Here is a 13,790-nt window from a genome sequence, read left to right on the forward strand (position 1 = left end):
CCTCCGCCGTGTCCGCTCCCGCCCTCCCGTCTCCCGGCGCCCCCGCGCAGAAGCGCCCGAGCACGCTGCAGACCCTGCTGCGCCTCGTCCCCTTCGTCGGCGACTCCCTGCCCCGGCTGGTCGGCGGCATCGCGGTCGCGCTCGTGGCGAGCCTGGTGTCGCTGGTCATCCCGATCGTCCTGCAGCAGCTCGTCGACGGGCCGCTGGGGGACGGAGCGGCCTCCGCCGGCTCCGGCGACCTCGGGCCGCTGATCGGCCCGGTCGCCGTCATCCTCGTGCTCGGCGTCGTCGAGGCCGGTGCCATCGCGCTGCGCCGCCGGATGGTCCTCACCCCCAGCACGCGGATCGAGGCGCGCATGCGCTCGGCGCTCTACAGCCGCCTGCAGGACCTCCCCGTCTCGTTCCACGACCGCTGGCAGAGCGGGCAGCTCCTGTCGCGGGCGATGAGCGACCTCAGCCTCATCCGCCGCTGGATCGCCTTCGGCTTCGTCCTGCTCGTGGTCAACGCGCTGACGATCGTCGTCGGCTTCGGCGTCCTCGTCTACTGGAACCCGATCCTCGGCGTGCTCTTCGTCGTGTGCTCGATCCCGGTCTGGATCTACGGGTTCGCGTTCGAGAAGCGCTACTCGAGCATCGCGCGCCGCAGCCAGGACCAGGCGGGCGACCTCGCCACGACCGTCGAGCAGTCGGTGCACGGCATCCGCGTCCTGAAGGCCTTCGGCCGCCACCAGCACGCGCTGGAGAACTTCGCCGGCCAGGCCGAGAAGCTCCGCGGCACCGAGATCGACAAGGCCCGCGCCATCGCCGGGATCTGGCTCGTCCTGCTGCTGGTGCCGGACATCGCGTTCGCGCTCTGCCTGCTCGGCGGGGTCTGGCTCGCCGCGGCCGGCCAGCTGAGCGTCGGCGAGCTGTTCGCCTTCTTCGCCACCGCGACCGTGCTGCGCTGGCCGGTGGAGTCGATCGGCTTCCTCCTCTCGATGACCTTCGACACCCGCACGGCGGTCGACCGCTACTTCGAGGTGATGGACAGCCGGAACACCATCACCGACCCGGAGGACCCCGAGACGATCCTCGAGCCGCGCGGCCGGGTGCGCTTCCGCGACGTCCACTTCCGCTACCAGGACGCCCCCGAGCGCGACCGCGACCTCCTCGACGGCGTCGACCTCGAGGTCGAGCCGGGCGAGACGATGGCACTGGTCGGCATCACCGGCTCCGGGAAGACGACGCTCACCGCGCTGCTCCCGCGCCTCTACGACGTGACCGGCGGAGCCATCGAGCTCGACGGCGTCGACATCCGCCGGCTCCGCCGCGACGAGCTGCGCACGCACATCGGCATGGCGTTCGAGGACGCGACGCTCTTCTCCACCAGCGTGCGCGAGAACGTCCTCCTCGGCCGACCCGACGCGACCGAGGAGGAGCTGCTCGAGGCCCTCGAGATCGCGCAGGCCGACTTCGTCCACCTCCTTCCCGAGGGCCTGGACACGAAGGTGGGCGAGGAGGGGATGAGCCTCTCCGGCGGCCAGCGCCAGCGCCTGGCCCTCGCCCGCGCGGTGGCCGCGCGTCCGGCGGTGCTCGTCCTCGACGACCCGCTCTCGGCGCTCGACGTCGACACGGAGGCGCGCGTCGAGGCAGGGCTGCGCCGCGTGCTCGGCGACACCACGGCGATCATCGTCGCCCACCGCCCCTCGACGGTGGCGCTCGCCGATCGCGTGGCACTGATGGAGGAGGGCCGCATCACCGCGGTCGGCACCCACAGCGAGCTGCTCGCGAGCAGCCCGCACTACCGCTTCGTCATCTCGAGCCTCGAGGAGGACGAGCTGACCCGGCCCGCCGGGACCGAGCGCATCGGCTCCCGCCCCACGACGACCCACCAGGAGACGCGATCATGAGCACGCTCGGTTCCTCCGAGGAGCGCGACGACCTCAGCAGAGCGGAGTCGGCGGCCCTGCGCCGGCGCTCGCTGCGGCTGCTCGGCTCCCTGCTGCGGCCGCTCCGGCTGCGGCTGGTGCTCACCGCGGTCGTGGTCGTCGTCGCGACCGCTGCCCAGGTCGCGGGACCGGCGCTGATCGCGGAGGGCATCGACAACGGCCTGCCCGCGGTCCTCGCGGGGAACGCGGTCCCGCTGGCGGTCACGGTCGGCGCCTACATCCTCACCGGACTCGTCGGCGCGCTCCTGGTCGCCTGGTACACCGTGCTCTCCGCGCGGGTGAGCCAGGCGATCCTGATCGACCTGCGCAAGCGGGTCTTCCTGCACACCCAGAAGCTGAGCCTGGAGTTCCACGAGAACTACACCTCCGGCCGGATCATCTCGCGCCAGACCAGCGACCTCGACTCCATCCGCGAGCTGCTCGACTCCGGCATCAACCAGCTGGTGCAGGGTGCGCTCTACATGGGCTTCGTCGCGATCGCCCTCGTCTCCCTGGACGGCGTGAGCGGCATCGTGCTCGCCTGCGCCCTGGTGCCGCTCGCGCTGCTCACCCGCTGGTTCCAGAAGCGGTCGCAGGCGCTGTTCCGCGGCACCCGAGTCGCCTCGTCGCGGCTCATCGTGCAGTTCGTGGAGTCGATGACCGGCATCCGCGCCGTGCAGACCTTCCGCACGCAGAAGCGCAACGAGTCCGTGTTCGGCGGGGTCGTCGAGCAGTACCGGCTCGCCTACAAGCGCGTCTTCGGGGTGTTCGGCACCTTCGACCCCGGGCTCGTGCTGATCGGCAACGTCACCGTCGCCGTGGTGCTGTTCATCGGCGGCGTCCGCGTGCTCGACGGCGGGCTCGAGATCGGCGCGCTGCTGGCGGTCCTGCTCTACACCCGGCGCTTCTTCGACCCGGTGCAGGAGATGGCGATGTTCTACAACTCCTACCAGTCGGCGGCCGCCGCGCTCGAGAAGATATCGGGCGTGCTGGCCGAGGAGCCGAGCGTCCCGGATCCGGCCCGCCCGGTCGACCTGCGGCAGGCGCGGGGCCGCCTCGGCTTCGAGGGCGTCCGCTTCGCCTACACCGCCGACCGCGAGGTGCTGCCGCGCTTCGACCTCGACATCCCCGCCGGGCAGACCATCGCCCTCGTCGGGTCCACGGGCGCCGGCAAGACGACGCTCGCCAAGCTGATCTCGCGCTTCTACGACCCGAGCGACGGCGTGGTGACCCTCGACGGCGTGGACCTGCGGCAGCTGCACCCGAAGGACCTGCGGCGCGCGATCGTGATGGTCACCCAGGAGGCGTACCTCTTCTCCGGATCCGTCGCCGACAACATCGCGATCGGGCGGCCGACCGCGTCCTACGACGAGATCGTCCGGGCCGCGCAGGCGGTCGGCGCGCACGAGTTCATCCAGGCGCTGCCGGACGGCTACGACACCGATGTGAACAAGCGCGGCGGCCGCGTCTCGGCCGGTCAGCGCCAGCTGATCTCGTTCGCCCGCGCGTTCCTGGCCGACCCGGCGGTGCTGATCCTGGACGAGGCGACCTCCTCCCTCGACATCCCGAGCGAGCGCCTGGTGCAGCAGGGCCTGCAGACGCTCCTGGCGGACCGCACGGCGGTCATCATCGCGCACCGCCTCTCGACGGTCGCGATCGCCGACCGTGTGCTGGTGATGGAGCACGGCCGCATCGTCGAGGACGGCACCCCGGAGGCGCTCATCGCCGGTGAGGGCCGCTTCGCCACCCTGCACGCGGCCTGGCGGGACTCGCTCGTCTGATCGGCTGCTGCTCGCGACTCACGTCCCGGAGCCGCTCCCGGCTCAGGGGCGCCAGCGGGCGCTGCGCACGTCGACGCGCCAGCCGCCCGGCGTGACGACGAGGGGCGTGCCCTCGCGCTCGTACTCCCGGCGGGCGCGCTCCTCGTGGCCGACCGGGGGCGCTCCTCCCGCGCGGACGACGCGCCACCAGGCGGTGTCGGAGCCGTAGCGGGCCATCACCGTGCCGACCGCGCGTGCCGCACGCGTGCCGAGGACCGCGGCGATCTCGCCGTAGGCCATCACGCGGCCGGGCGGGATCGAGGCGACCACCTCGAGGACGGCGGAGACGAAGTCGGCCGGCTCCGCTGCCTCCGGCGCCGCGCTCAGAGCGTCAGCGCCCCGATGTTCTCGCCGTACTGCGTCTCGCCGACGACCTCGAAGCCGATCCAGCGGAAGAACTGCTCCGGGCCGTCCTCGCCGGACTCCCAGATCACCGTGAGGGTGTCGAAGCCGCGGGCGCGCGCCTCGTCGGCGGTGGCGCGGACGGCGAAGGTGCCCACGCCGCGGCCCTGCTTCGCCGCGTCGATGTTGATGCGCCAGATGCAGCTGCGGAACTCCTCCGCCGCCTCCGGGTCGAAGTGCGCGTGGATGAAGCCGACCAGCTCGTCGCCGTCCATCACGGCCCGCTGCCAGGAGGCGCCCGGGTCGATCACCGCGGCGGCGGCGGAGTAGGAGACCGGCGCGATGAACTGCTCCTGGCCGGGTTTGAGGCTCAGACCGTTCACGGCGGAGATGTTCGAGGCGGACAGCTCTTCCAGGCGGAGGTCACTCATGCCGTCACTGTACCGGCGGCGCAGGACGGCGGGCATCCTCCTGTCGGGCGACGTGCGCCGGCCCCGGCGCGGACGATCGAGAACTGTCTCGACATCGAGACAGTTCGGGCCTCGGGTAGGCTGGCGGAGGCCATCCGGAGCGGTGCAGAGCCGCCCGTCCCGCACAGGTGCGGGGTCATCGACACCATGGGAGAGCAATGTCCAAGATCAAGGTTGAGGGAACGGTCGTCGAGCTCGACGGCGACGAGATGACGCGCATCATCTGGCAGAAGATCAAGGACACCCTCATCCACCCGTACCTCGACGTGAACCTCGAGTACTACGACCTCGGCATCGAGTACCGCGACGAGACGGACGACCAGGTCACGATCGACGCGGCGCACGCCATCCAGAAGCACGGCGTCGGCGTGAAGTGCGCGACCATCACCCCCGACGAGGCCCGCGTCGAGGAGTTCGGCCTCAAGAAGATGTGGAAGTCGCCCAACGGCACGATCCGCAACATCCTCGGCGGCGTGATCTTCCGCGAGCCCATCATCATCTCGAACATCCCGCGCCTGGTCCCCGGCTGGAACAAGCCGATCATCATCGGCCGCCACGCGTTCGGCGACCAGTACCGCGCCACCGACTTCGTCTTCAAGGGCAAGGGCACGCTGACCGTCGAGTTCACGCCCGAGGACGGCTCCGAGCCGATGAGGTTCGAGGTCTACAAGGCCCCGGACGACGGCATCGCGCAGGTCCAGTACAACCAGGACGCGTCGATCCGCGACTTCGCCCGCTCGTCGCTGAACTACGGCCTCTCGCGCAACTACCCGGTCTACCTCTCCACCAAGAACACGATCCTCAAGGCCTACGACGGCCGCTTCAAGGACATCTTCGAGGAGATCTTCGAGACCGAGTTCAAGGAGCGCTTCGACGCCGCGGGCCTCACCTACGAGCACCGCCTCATCGACGACATGGTCGCCTCGGCCATGAAGTGGGAGGGCGGCTACGTCTGGGCCTGCAAGAACTACGACGGCGACGTCCAGTCCGACACCGTCGCGCAGGGCTTCGGCTCGCTGGGCCTGATGACCTCCGTGCTCTCCACGCCCGACGGCAGCGTCGTCGAGGCGGAGGCGGCGCACGGCACCGTCACGCGCCACTACCGCCAGCACCAGGCCGGCAAGCCCACCTCGACGAACCCGATCGCCTCGATCTACGCCTGGACGCGCGGTCTCGCGCACCGCGGCAAGCTCGACGGCAACCAGGAGCTCATCGACTTCTCGCTCACCCTGGAGGACGTGGTCATCAAGACGGTCGAGTCCGGGAAGATGACGAAGGACCTCGCCCTGCTCGTCGGCCCCGAGCAGGGCTGGCAGACGACCGAGGAGTTCCTCGCGACCCTCGACGAGAACCTGAAGGCCCGCATGTCGGCCTGATCACCGGCTTCAGCAGACGCGTCCGGCCCGCACGATCCTCGGATCCTGCGGGCCGGACGCGTCTCCGGGCCCGGTGGGACGCGCCCGGGCCGAGCGCCTCAGAGCGCCCGGGCGAGCTCCTTCATCGCGTGGAGCGGATCGGGCCCCGACGGCATCAGCACGACGCTCGACGCACCGGCCTCGTGCAGCAGGCCGATGCGGCGACGAGCGTCCTCGGGAGTGCCCACGACGGCCAGCTGGTCGACCCAGGCGTCGGGCAGGTCGCGGACGAAGGCGGCGCGGTCGGCGCTCTCGGCCCGCAGGCGGGCGAAGTCCTCGGCGAAGGGAAGCGGCTCGATGTGCGGCGCCCAGTCCGGCTCGCCGATCCACTCGAGTCCCGGCCGGACCGCGTCGCGCGCGGCGGCCGCGTCGTCGTCCACGGCGGCCACGTTGTAGGCGACGATCCGTCCGGTGCCGCCCAGGTGGCCGCGGGCCGCCGCGAGGTACTCCGGAGTGACGGGCTCGGCCAGGACGACCCCGTCGGCGATCCGGCCCGCGAGCGCCAGCGACTTCGGTCCGCGGACGCCGGCCAGCAGCGGCGGCACGACGGCGGGCGGCGACTCCAGGACGAGGCCGTCCACGTGCACGTAGCGGCCGGAGCGGTCGGTGCGCTCGCCGGAGAGCAGCGAGCGGATCGCGTCGAACTGCTCCTCGAGCAGGGTGAGCGGGCTGCGCGGCCAGACGCCGAGGCCGCGCATCCAGTGCGGCATCCCGTGCCCGATGCCGGCGTGGACGCGGCCGGGGAACAGGTCGGCGAGAGTGCCGAGCTCCATCGCGGTGAAGGCCGCCGTGCGGACGGCGGCGGGCAGGATGCCGATGCCGACGACGATCCGCTCGGTGGTGGCGAGCGCCGCGCCGGCCTGGGCGATGCCGCCGCGGAAGCCGAGGTCCTCGACCACCCAGAGCTCGTCGAAGCCGAGCTCCTCGGCGCGGCGGGCGTAGACGAGCACCTCGGAGGCGGGAAGATCGCGGGGGAGCAGGACGCCGACAGCGGTGTCGGAGGAGGAGGCGCGCATCCGGCCAGCGTAGGGCGTGCGGACACGCGGAGGGCCCGCCCGCACGATCGCGGACGGGCCCTCGCTCGTCGTCCTACTCGGCGGCCGCCTCGCCGATCCGCACCTGCTCGGGGCGGACGGTCGAGACGACCTCGATGCGGCGGGGACGCGCCTTCTCGCTGACCGGGATGGTCACCGAGAGCACGCCGTTGTCGTAGGACGCGGCGATGCGCTCGGTGTCGACGCCCTGGCCGAGGCTCAGCTGGCGGACGAAGGTCGCCGACTGGCGCTCCCGGGTGATCCAGGTGACGTCGTCGCCGCTCGCGACGGTGCGCTGGGCACGGATGGTGAGGAGCTGCCCGTCCACGTCGACGTCGACGGACCCCGGGTCGATGCCGGGGAGGTCGGCGGTGAGGACGTAGTGGTCGCCGTCCCGGTACAGGTCGATCGGCATCCGGCGGGGCCCCTGACCGGAGCCGAGGAGGGCGGTGGCGAGGCGGTCCAGCTCGCGGACGGGGTCGTAGGTGACAGCCATGAGATCACTCCATTCAGTCGTGCAACGAAGAGTTCCAAGAGTTGAGCCGACCCGGCTCAATGCGAATAAATTAGCACTCGCGGAGGGGAGTGCCAACGGATCGGCCCCTTTCGGCGTCAACTTCGTTACCCGTTCGTAACAAAGCTGGGCAATCGAGTTCGTAGGGTCGTTTCTGTGTGGAAACCGATCCGGTTCCCAGCGAATGTGAGTAAGGACATCGATTGCCGATCCACCTGTCCCACCGACCACCCGTCCGCCGCGCTGAGAGGCGCATCCTCGCGGGCCTCGCCGTCCTCGGAGTCGCCGCGACCGCGGCCTTCGCCACCACCGGCGCCAGTGCCGCCCCTCTCGCCGGCAGTGCCTCGCTCGTCGGCGGGCTCTCCGTCGGCCAGAGCTTCGACGACGGCGACTACGTCGTCACCCTCGTCGAGCCCTCCGCGGCCACCTACCAGGGCAGCGATGCCCGCTTCGCCCGCACCGCGCCCGTCGACGGTGCGCAGCTGCAGGCCGCCTCGGCTCCGGTGGAGGACTACTCCGCCCACCTCGAGCAGCGCCAGGAGGACGTCGCCTCCGCGGTCGACGCCGCCATCGGCTACCACTACACCGTCGCCCTCAACGGCTTCTCCGCGACCCTCTCGGGCGAGCAGGCGGGCGAGCTCGCGAGCCGCCGCGACGTCGCCCAGGTCCGCAAGGTCGAGAACCTGAAGGTCGACCGCGCCGCGCAGGCCTCGCCGCTCGCCGCGGCCGCCGCCGGCACCCCGGTGCCCGACACCGGACAGCAGCGCTCCACCGACTTCCTCGGCCTCGAGGGCGAGAACGGCGTCTGGCAGAAGCTGGGCGGCATCGACAAGGCGGGCGAGGGCGTCGTCGTCGGCGTCATCGACTCCGGCATCGCGCCCGAGAACCCCTCCTTCGCGGGCGCGCCCCTGGCGACTTCGCCCGGAGCTACCCCCTACACGGACGGCACCACCACCTCCTTCGTGAAGTCGGACGGCGGCACCTTCGTCGGCTCCTGCTCGCCGGGGCTCCCCGCCTCCGAGCAGTGGGACGGCGACGAGTGCAACCAGAAGCTCATCGGCGCACGCTGGTTCCTCGCGGACGAGGAGGTCGGCTCGACGGACAACCCCGAGTACCGCTCGCCGCGCGACGCCGACGGACACGGCTCGCACACCGCGAGCACGGCAGCCGGCAACAACGGCGTCGAGGCGAGCGTCGACGGCTACGACTACGGGAAGATCTCCGGAGTCGCCCCGGCCGCCAAGGTCGCCGCGTACAAGGTCTGCTGGAACGGACCCGACGAGGGCACCGACGACGACGACTTCTGCTCCGGAGCGGGCATCCTCGCGGCCATCGACGCCGCGACCAAGGACGGCGTCGACGTCATCAACTTCTCGATCGGCGGCGGCTCGGCCACCTCGACCCTGACCGCGATCGACGAGGCGTTCCTCAACGCCGCCGCCGCCGGCGTCTTCGTCGCGGCCTCGGCCGGCAACTCGGGTGCGGGCGCCTCCACGCTCGACCACGCGTCGCCCTGGTACACCACGGTCGCCGCGTCCTCCATCCCGACCTACACCGCGACCGCCGCTCTCGGCGACGGCCAGAAGTTCGTCGGCGGATCCATCTCGGTCCACGAGGACGTCACCGGACCGCTGGTGAACAGCGCCGACGTCGTCCGCTCGGGCGCCGAGAACCCCGCCATCTGCGAGACCGGCACCCTCGACCCCGACAAGGTGAAGGGCACGGTCGTCGCCTGCACCGCGGGCGTCACCGCGCGCGTCTCCAAGTCGGCCGAGGTCGAGCGGGCCGGCGGCATCGGCATGCTGCTGCTCAACCCGACCCCGAACGCCCTGCACGTCGACGACCACTCGGTCCCGAGCATCCAGATCGACTCGCAGGCCTACCAGGCGATCACGACCTACGCCGGCACCGCCGGTGCGACCGTGACCCTCTCCGAGGGCAACTCGTCCGGAGCCTCCATCCCCGTCCCGCAGGTCGCCGGCTTCTCGTCGCGCGGACCCGCTGAGGCGGACGGCGCCGACGTGCTGAAGCCCGACCTCACGGCGCCCGGCGTCGCGATCCTCGCCGACAGCTTCAACGCCGAGGGCGACGACCCCGCCTTCGCGTTCGAGTCCGGCACCTCGATGTCGTCGCCGCACGTGGCGGGCCTCGGCGCGCTGATCCTCGGCGCGACCCCGAAGGCCTCGCCGTCCGCGGTGAAGTCGGCCATGATGACCTCCGCCTACGACAGCGTCGACCAGTCGGGCGCCGCGTCCGAGGACGTCTTCGCCCAGGGCGCGGGACACGTCGACCCGGCCGCGTTCCTCGATCCCGGACTGCTCTACCAGAGCGGCACGGAGGACTGGATCGCGTTCCTCAAGGGTGCGGGTTACGTCTTCACCTCGAACCCGGTGATCGACCCGATCGCCGCGATCGACCCGTCCGACCTCAACCAGGCCTCGATCGCGATCGGCGCCCTCGCGGGCACGCAGACCGTGACTCGCACGGTCACCTCGACCGGCGCGGGCACCTACACCGCCTCGGTCGACGGCCTCGCCGGGATCGACACCGTCGTCTCGCCCTCGACCCTCTCCTTCACGGGTGCGGGCCAGACGGCGGAGTACACGGTCTCCTTCACCACCGGCTCGGCGGCGCTCAACCAGTTCGCCACCGGCTACCTGACCTGGGCGAGCGCGGAGCACGACGTCCGCAGCCCGATCGCGGTGCGCCCCGTCCTGCTGGACGCGCCCTACGAGGTCTCCGGCACCGGCTCGACCGGCACCGGCACGGTGACGGTCACGCCCGGCATCACCGGCGCGCTGCCGCTCACCGCGAGCGGTCTCGCCGAGGGTGTCCTCGCCGAGGACGCCACCGCCGCCGACGGCCACTCGGCGACGCTCCCCACGGGGAAGTCGCTGACGACCACCGTCGTCGTGCCGGAGGGCGCCGAGTTCGCCCGCTTCGACCTCGACTCGCTCGACGACGCGGCCGACCTCGACCTCACCGTCACCAGCGAGAGCACCGACAAGGTCTTCACCTCGGCGACCGGCTCGGCCGACGAGCGCGTCGACATCGCCGACCCAGCTCCGGGCGAGTACACGGTCCAGGCCGATGTCTACTCGACCGCTCCGGGATCCTCGACCGTCACGTTCGACTTCCGCAGCTTCGTCATCACTCCGGAGAACGGTCTCGGCTCGCTGAGCACCGACCCCGCCGTGGTCGACGCCGTGCAGGGCGAGCCGATCGCGTACGCGGTCTCCTGGTCGAACCTGGCGGGCCCGGCCCGCTACCTCGGCCGTGTCGCCTACACCGACTCGGGACTCGCGACGCTCGTGAGCGTCGACGTCACCGAGGCGGTCACCCCCACCCCGACGCCGACCGCGACTCCGGAGCCCACGGGCACCCCGGAGCCGACTGCGACGCCGACGGCCGGCCCCACCGCCGGACCGGGGGAGCCCACCTCCACGCCGACCGCCGGACCGGGCGCGCCCGGCCACGGCGCCGGCGGCCTCCCGTCGACGGGCTTCGACGGCGGTCTCCTCGGAGCCGCCGCCCTCGCCCTCCTCGGTGCAGGTGCTGTGATCACCGGCCTCCGACGCCGCGCCCTGGCGCAGCGTGAGGCGGGCGCCGCGGAGTAGTCCTCCGCGACCGCCGCGAACGGCCGTCCCCCTGCTCCTCCCGGAGCGGCGGGGGCGGCCGTTCGCCGTTCCCGGGCGGGGGAGGCGGAGACGGGGCGGCTCGTGGTGCGGGCCGGGAGCAGGACCGGCCGGGCTGCGTGGGGGAACGGCTCGAGAGCGGAGGCGGGAGCGGGTCGGGGAGAGATCGACGATCAGGCGGGGCGGAGCACCTCCGACTGGGGGCCCGGCGGCGCGATCGGCCCGGGGTCCCGCTGCGGTCGCGCATCCCCGGAGGTGCATCGACGGGAGAACGCGGTGGCGACCTGCCGCTGCGAGGCGGGACGACGCGTTCGGTTCCGGTCCGAGGCGGCGGCGAGCGCACGGGGACCGCGGTGCACCCTCGGGAACAGCGGTGGACGGCTCCGAGCGAGCGCCCCCTCGGCCTGAGCGGCCGCCGTCAGGATCAGAGGGAGCGGCGTCCCGCGATGACGCCGGAGACGACGGCGAGGACGCCGAAGACGATCGCGACGACCGGCTGGCCGAGGTCCAGCCACGCCAGCGCGGCGGCGCCCATCACGAGCAGCTCGATCAGCGAGCGGCCGTAGACGTCGATCGCGAGGACCGCGCGCGGCGACAGGAAGAGCGCCCAGATCAGCGCGGCGACCACCGGAGCGCCGATGCCGAGGACGATGTTCCACGGGAGGTCCCACGACGAGAAGCCCCAGAGGGCGAAGGTCGCCAGCGCGACGAGCTCCAGGAGGAACCGGAGGATCGCGTTCGGGCCGATCCTGATGTCGGTGCCCACGGTGTCCGCTCCTGCTCGATTCACGCCGACCATGCTAGCCGCCGGAGGTCAGCGGAAGATGATGGTGCGGGCCCCGTCGAGGAGCACCCGGTCCTCCGCGAACCACTTGACCGCCTGCGTGAGCGTGCGGCTCTCCTCGTCCTGCCCGATGGCCACGAGCTGGGCGACCGAGTGTGAGTGGTCTACGCGGACGACGTTCTGCTCGATGATCGGCCCCTCGTCGAGGTCGCTGGTGACGAAGTGCGCGGTCGCCCCGATCAGCTTGACGCCGCGGGCGTGCGCCTGCTTGTACGGGTTCGCGCCCTTGAAGCCCGGCAGGAACGAGTGGTGGATGTTGATGGCGCGACCGGCCAGTCGCGCGCAGAGCTCGGGGGAGAGGATCTGCATGTAGCGCGCCAGGACCACGAGCTCGACGTCGTGCTCCTCGACGACCTCCAGCACGCGCTCCTCGAACCCGCGCTTCGACTCCGGCGAGACCACGGGGCGCGACTCGAAGGGCACGCCGTAGAACTCGGCGAGGTCGCGCAGGCTGCCGTGGTTGGACAGGATCATCGGGATGTCCACCGCGAGCTGCCCGGCGCGCTGGCGGAAGAGCAGGTCGTTGACGCAGTGCGCGGCCGTGGAGGCGAGGACGAGGGTGCGCAGCGGCCGGCCGACGACGTCGAGGCGCCAGGTCATCCCGTAGTGCTCGGTGATCGGCAGCAGGGCGGCGGCGAACTCCTCGCGGCTGATCGGCGACTCCACCTGCAGGCGCATGAAGAAGCGGCCGGTGTCGGCGCTCGAGAACTGCTGGCTCTCGGTGATGTTGCCGCGGGCCTGGACGACGGCACCGGACACGGCGTGCACGATGCCCGGCTGGTCGGGGCAGGCGAAGGTCAGGGTCCAGTGGTTTCCCGCGGGCCGGGCGCCGGACCACGCGGCGTCGCTGCCCGTCGGACGGGTGCTCGCGTAGGCGGGCCGGGGAGTCGCGGACGCGGCGGGTTCGGGCTGCATCCGCCCAGGATAACGGTGGGGCACGGGGCGGTCCGCGCGCCTCAGCCCGCGTCGACGGACACGACGGCGACGGGTCCCGTCCGCCCGTCCGGGGAGGAGTAGCGGACGCCGATCGTGTGCCTCCCAGGACCGACCTCCAGGGTCGCGGCGAAGACGGGGGCTCCGGGAGCGAGGGACCGCACCTGCCCGCCGTCGACCAGGAGGTCGAGGCCGTCCGCGTCGGGATCGGCGAGCACGAGCACGCCGACCGCGCCCCCGCTCGACGCGGCCCGGGCGAGGAGCACCGGAGCGCGCAGGTCGACCGTCTCGGGGGCGCTGACTCCTGCAGCGGTGCGCGCCAGCACCGTGGTCGTGCCCGCGGGGAGGGGGAGCGCCGGCGCGGTCCAGGAGCCGTCGGCGTCGGCGGTGGCGGAGCCCACGCGGCGTCCGTCGGAGGCGTCCTCCAGGAGCACCTCGGCGCCGGGCGTGGCGGTGCCCCGGGCATCGGGCAGCAGCCGGCCGTCGGTGTCGAGCGCGAGGGTCGGTGCGGCCGGAGCGGGAGGTGCGGCCGGAGTAGGGGTTGTGACCGGTGCGGGAGTCGAGACCGGAGCGGAGGTGCTCGGCGCCTCTGTCGGGACCGGCGCCGGAGTGCTCGGTACGTGCGTCCCTGCCGGAGCCGGAGTGTCCGGTGGGGGAGTCACGGTCGGAACAGGAACAGGAACAGGAACAGGAACAGGGACCGGAGTGCTGGGTGCGGGGGTCGGGACCGGAACGGAGGGCAGGCCCGGGCCGTTGCCGATCGGGCCCGGCGCGGAGCTCCCGGTCGTGGTCCCCGGCGGCCCGGAGGGGGCCGGGCCCTCGGTGACGGCAGGGGAGGGCGCCGGTGCGGGGCTGCCGGTCACGGCAGGGCGGGAC

At 72.3% G+C, this 13,790-nt stretch carries 11 protein-coding genes; 4 read left to right on the forward strand and 7 right to left on the reverse strand.

Annotated features, from left to right (window positions below):
- The first annotated feature begins 8 nt into the window (after positions 1-8).
- Positions 9-1,889 carry an ABC transporter ATP-binding protein gene (locus C5D36_RS16255; protein ID WP_104296277.1) on the forward strand — a complete coding sequence of 627 codons (1,881 nt, stop codon included), beginning with the start codon at positions 9-11 and terminating at the stop codon, positions 1,887-1,889.
- Positions 1,886-3,688 carry an ABC transporter ATP-binding protein gene (locus C5D36_RS16260; RefSeq protein WP_104296270.1) on the forward strand — a complete coding sequence of 601 codons (1,803 nt, stop codon included), beginning with the start codon at positions 1,886-1,888 and terminating at the stop codon, positions 3,686-3,688. Before C5D36_RS16255 ends, C5D36_RS16260 begins: the two co-directional genes overlap by 4 nt.
- 42 nt (positions 3,689-3,730) lie before the next feature.
- Here the strand turns inward: C5D36_RS16260 and C5D36_RS16265 are convergent, their stop codons facing one another.
- Both C5D36_RS16265 and C5D36_RS16270 read right to left on the reverse strand, forming a co-directional pair.
- Positions 3,731-4,054, reverse strand: a complete 324-nt coding sequence (locus C5D36_RS16265) for an MGMT family protein (protein WP_104238475.1) — start codon at positions 4,052-4,054, stop codon at positions 3,731-3,733.
- Positions 4,051-4,500, reverse strand: coding sequence for a GNAT family N-acetyltransferase (locus C5D36_RS16270; RefSeq protein ID WP_104224946.1), 450 nt, complete (start codon positions 4,498-4,500; stop codon positions 4,051-4,053). The genes C5D36_RS16265 and C5D36_RS16270 overlap by 4 nt, the downstream gene beginning before the upstream one ends.
- 197 nt (positions 4,501-4,697) lie before the next feature.
- On the opposite strand from C5D36_RS16270, the gene C5D36_RS16275 reads away from it, so the two are divergent.
- Positions 4,698-5,915: an NADP-dependent isocitrate dehydrogenase gene (locus C5D36_RS16275; protein ID WP_104224939.1), complete on the forward strand. Its 1,218-nt coding sequence runs from the start codon at positions 4,698-4,700 to the stop codon at positions 5,913-5,915.
- 98 nt (positions 5,916-6,013) lie between these two features.
- Here the strand turns inward: C5D36_RS16275 and C5D36_RS16280 are convergent, their stop codons facing one another.
- Together C5D36_RS16280 and C5D36_RS16285 are read right to left on the reverse strand one after the other, a co-directional pair.
- Positions 6,014-6,970, reverse strand: coding sequence for an LLM class flavin-dependent oxidoreductase (locus C5D36_RS16280; RefSeq protein ID WP_104296271.1), 957 nt, complete (start codon positions 6,968-6,970; stop codon positions 6,014-6,016).
- Between the two features lie 73 nt (positions 6,971-7,043).
- The gene (locus C5D36_RS16285; protein WP_104296272.1) at positions 7,044-7,484 is read right to left on the reverse strand and encodes an Hsp20/alpha crystallin family protein; all 441 of its coding nucleotides are present in this window, start codon (positions 7,482-7,484) and stop codon (positions 7,044-7,046) included.
- A 221-nt stretch (positions 7,485-7,705) separates the two neighbouring features.
- Here C5D36_RS16285 and C5D36_RS16290 point away from each other — a divergent pair, with 221 nt between their 5' ends.
- Positions 7,706-11,119 carry a S8 family serine peptidase gene (locus C5D36_RS16290; protein ID WP_104296273.1) on the forward strand — a complete coding sequence of 1,138 codons (3,414 nt, stop codon included), beginning with the start codon at positions 7,706-7,708 and terminating at the stop codon, positions 11,117-11,119.
- A 442-nt stretch (positions 11,120-11,561) separates the two neighbouring features.
- Here the strand turns inward: C5D36_RS16290 and C5D36_RS16295 are convergent, their stop codons facing one another.
- From C5D36_RS16295 to C5D36_RS16685, 3 genes are read right to left on the reverse strand one after another with little or no spacing between them, the layout of a single operon-like run.
- Positions 11,562-11,927, reverse strand: a complete 366-nt coding sequence (locus C5D36_RS16295) for a YrdB family protein (protein ID WP_258062974.1) — start codon at positions 11,925-11,927, stop codon at positions 11,562-11,564.
- Positions 11,928-11,951: 24 nt separating this feature from the next.
- On the reverse strand, positions 11,952-12,896 hold the full coding sequence (purU, locus tag C5D36_RS16300) for a formyltetrahydrofolate deformylase (RefSeq protein WP_104296275.1): 945 nt from the start codon (positions 12,894-12,896) through the stop codon (positions 11,952-11,954).
- A 41-nt stretch (positions 12,897-12,937) separates the two neighbouring features.
- The gene (locus tag C5D36_RS16685; RefSeq protein ID WP_146083758.1) at positions 12,938-13,576 is read right to left on the reverse strand and encodes an Ig-like domain-containing protein; all 639 of its coding nucleotides are present in this window, start codon (positions 13,574-13,576) and stop codon (positions 12,938-12,940) included.
- Between the last annotated feature and the right edge of the window lie 214 nt (positions 13,577-13,790).

It is taken from the genome of Rathayibacter sp. AY1C6, assembly GCF_002931535.1.
GTDB lineage: Bacteria > Actinomycetota > Actinomycetes > Actinomycetales > Microbacteriaceae > Rathayibacter.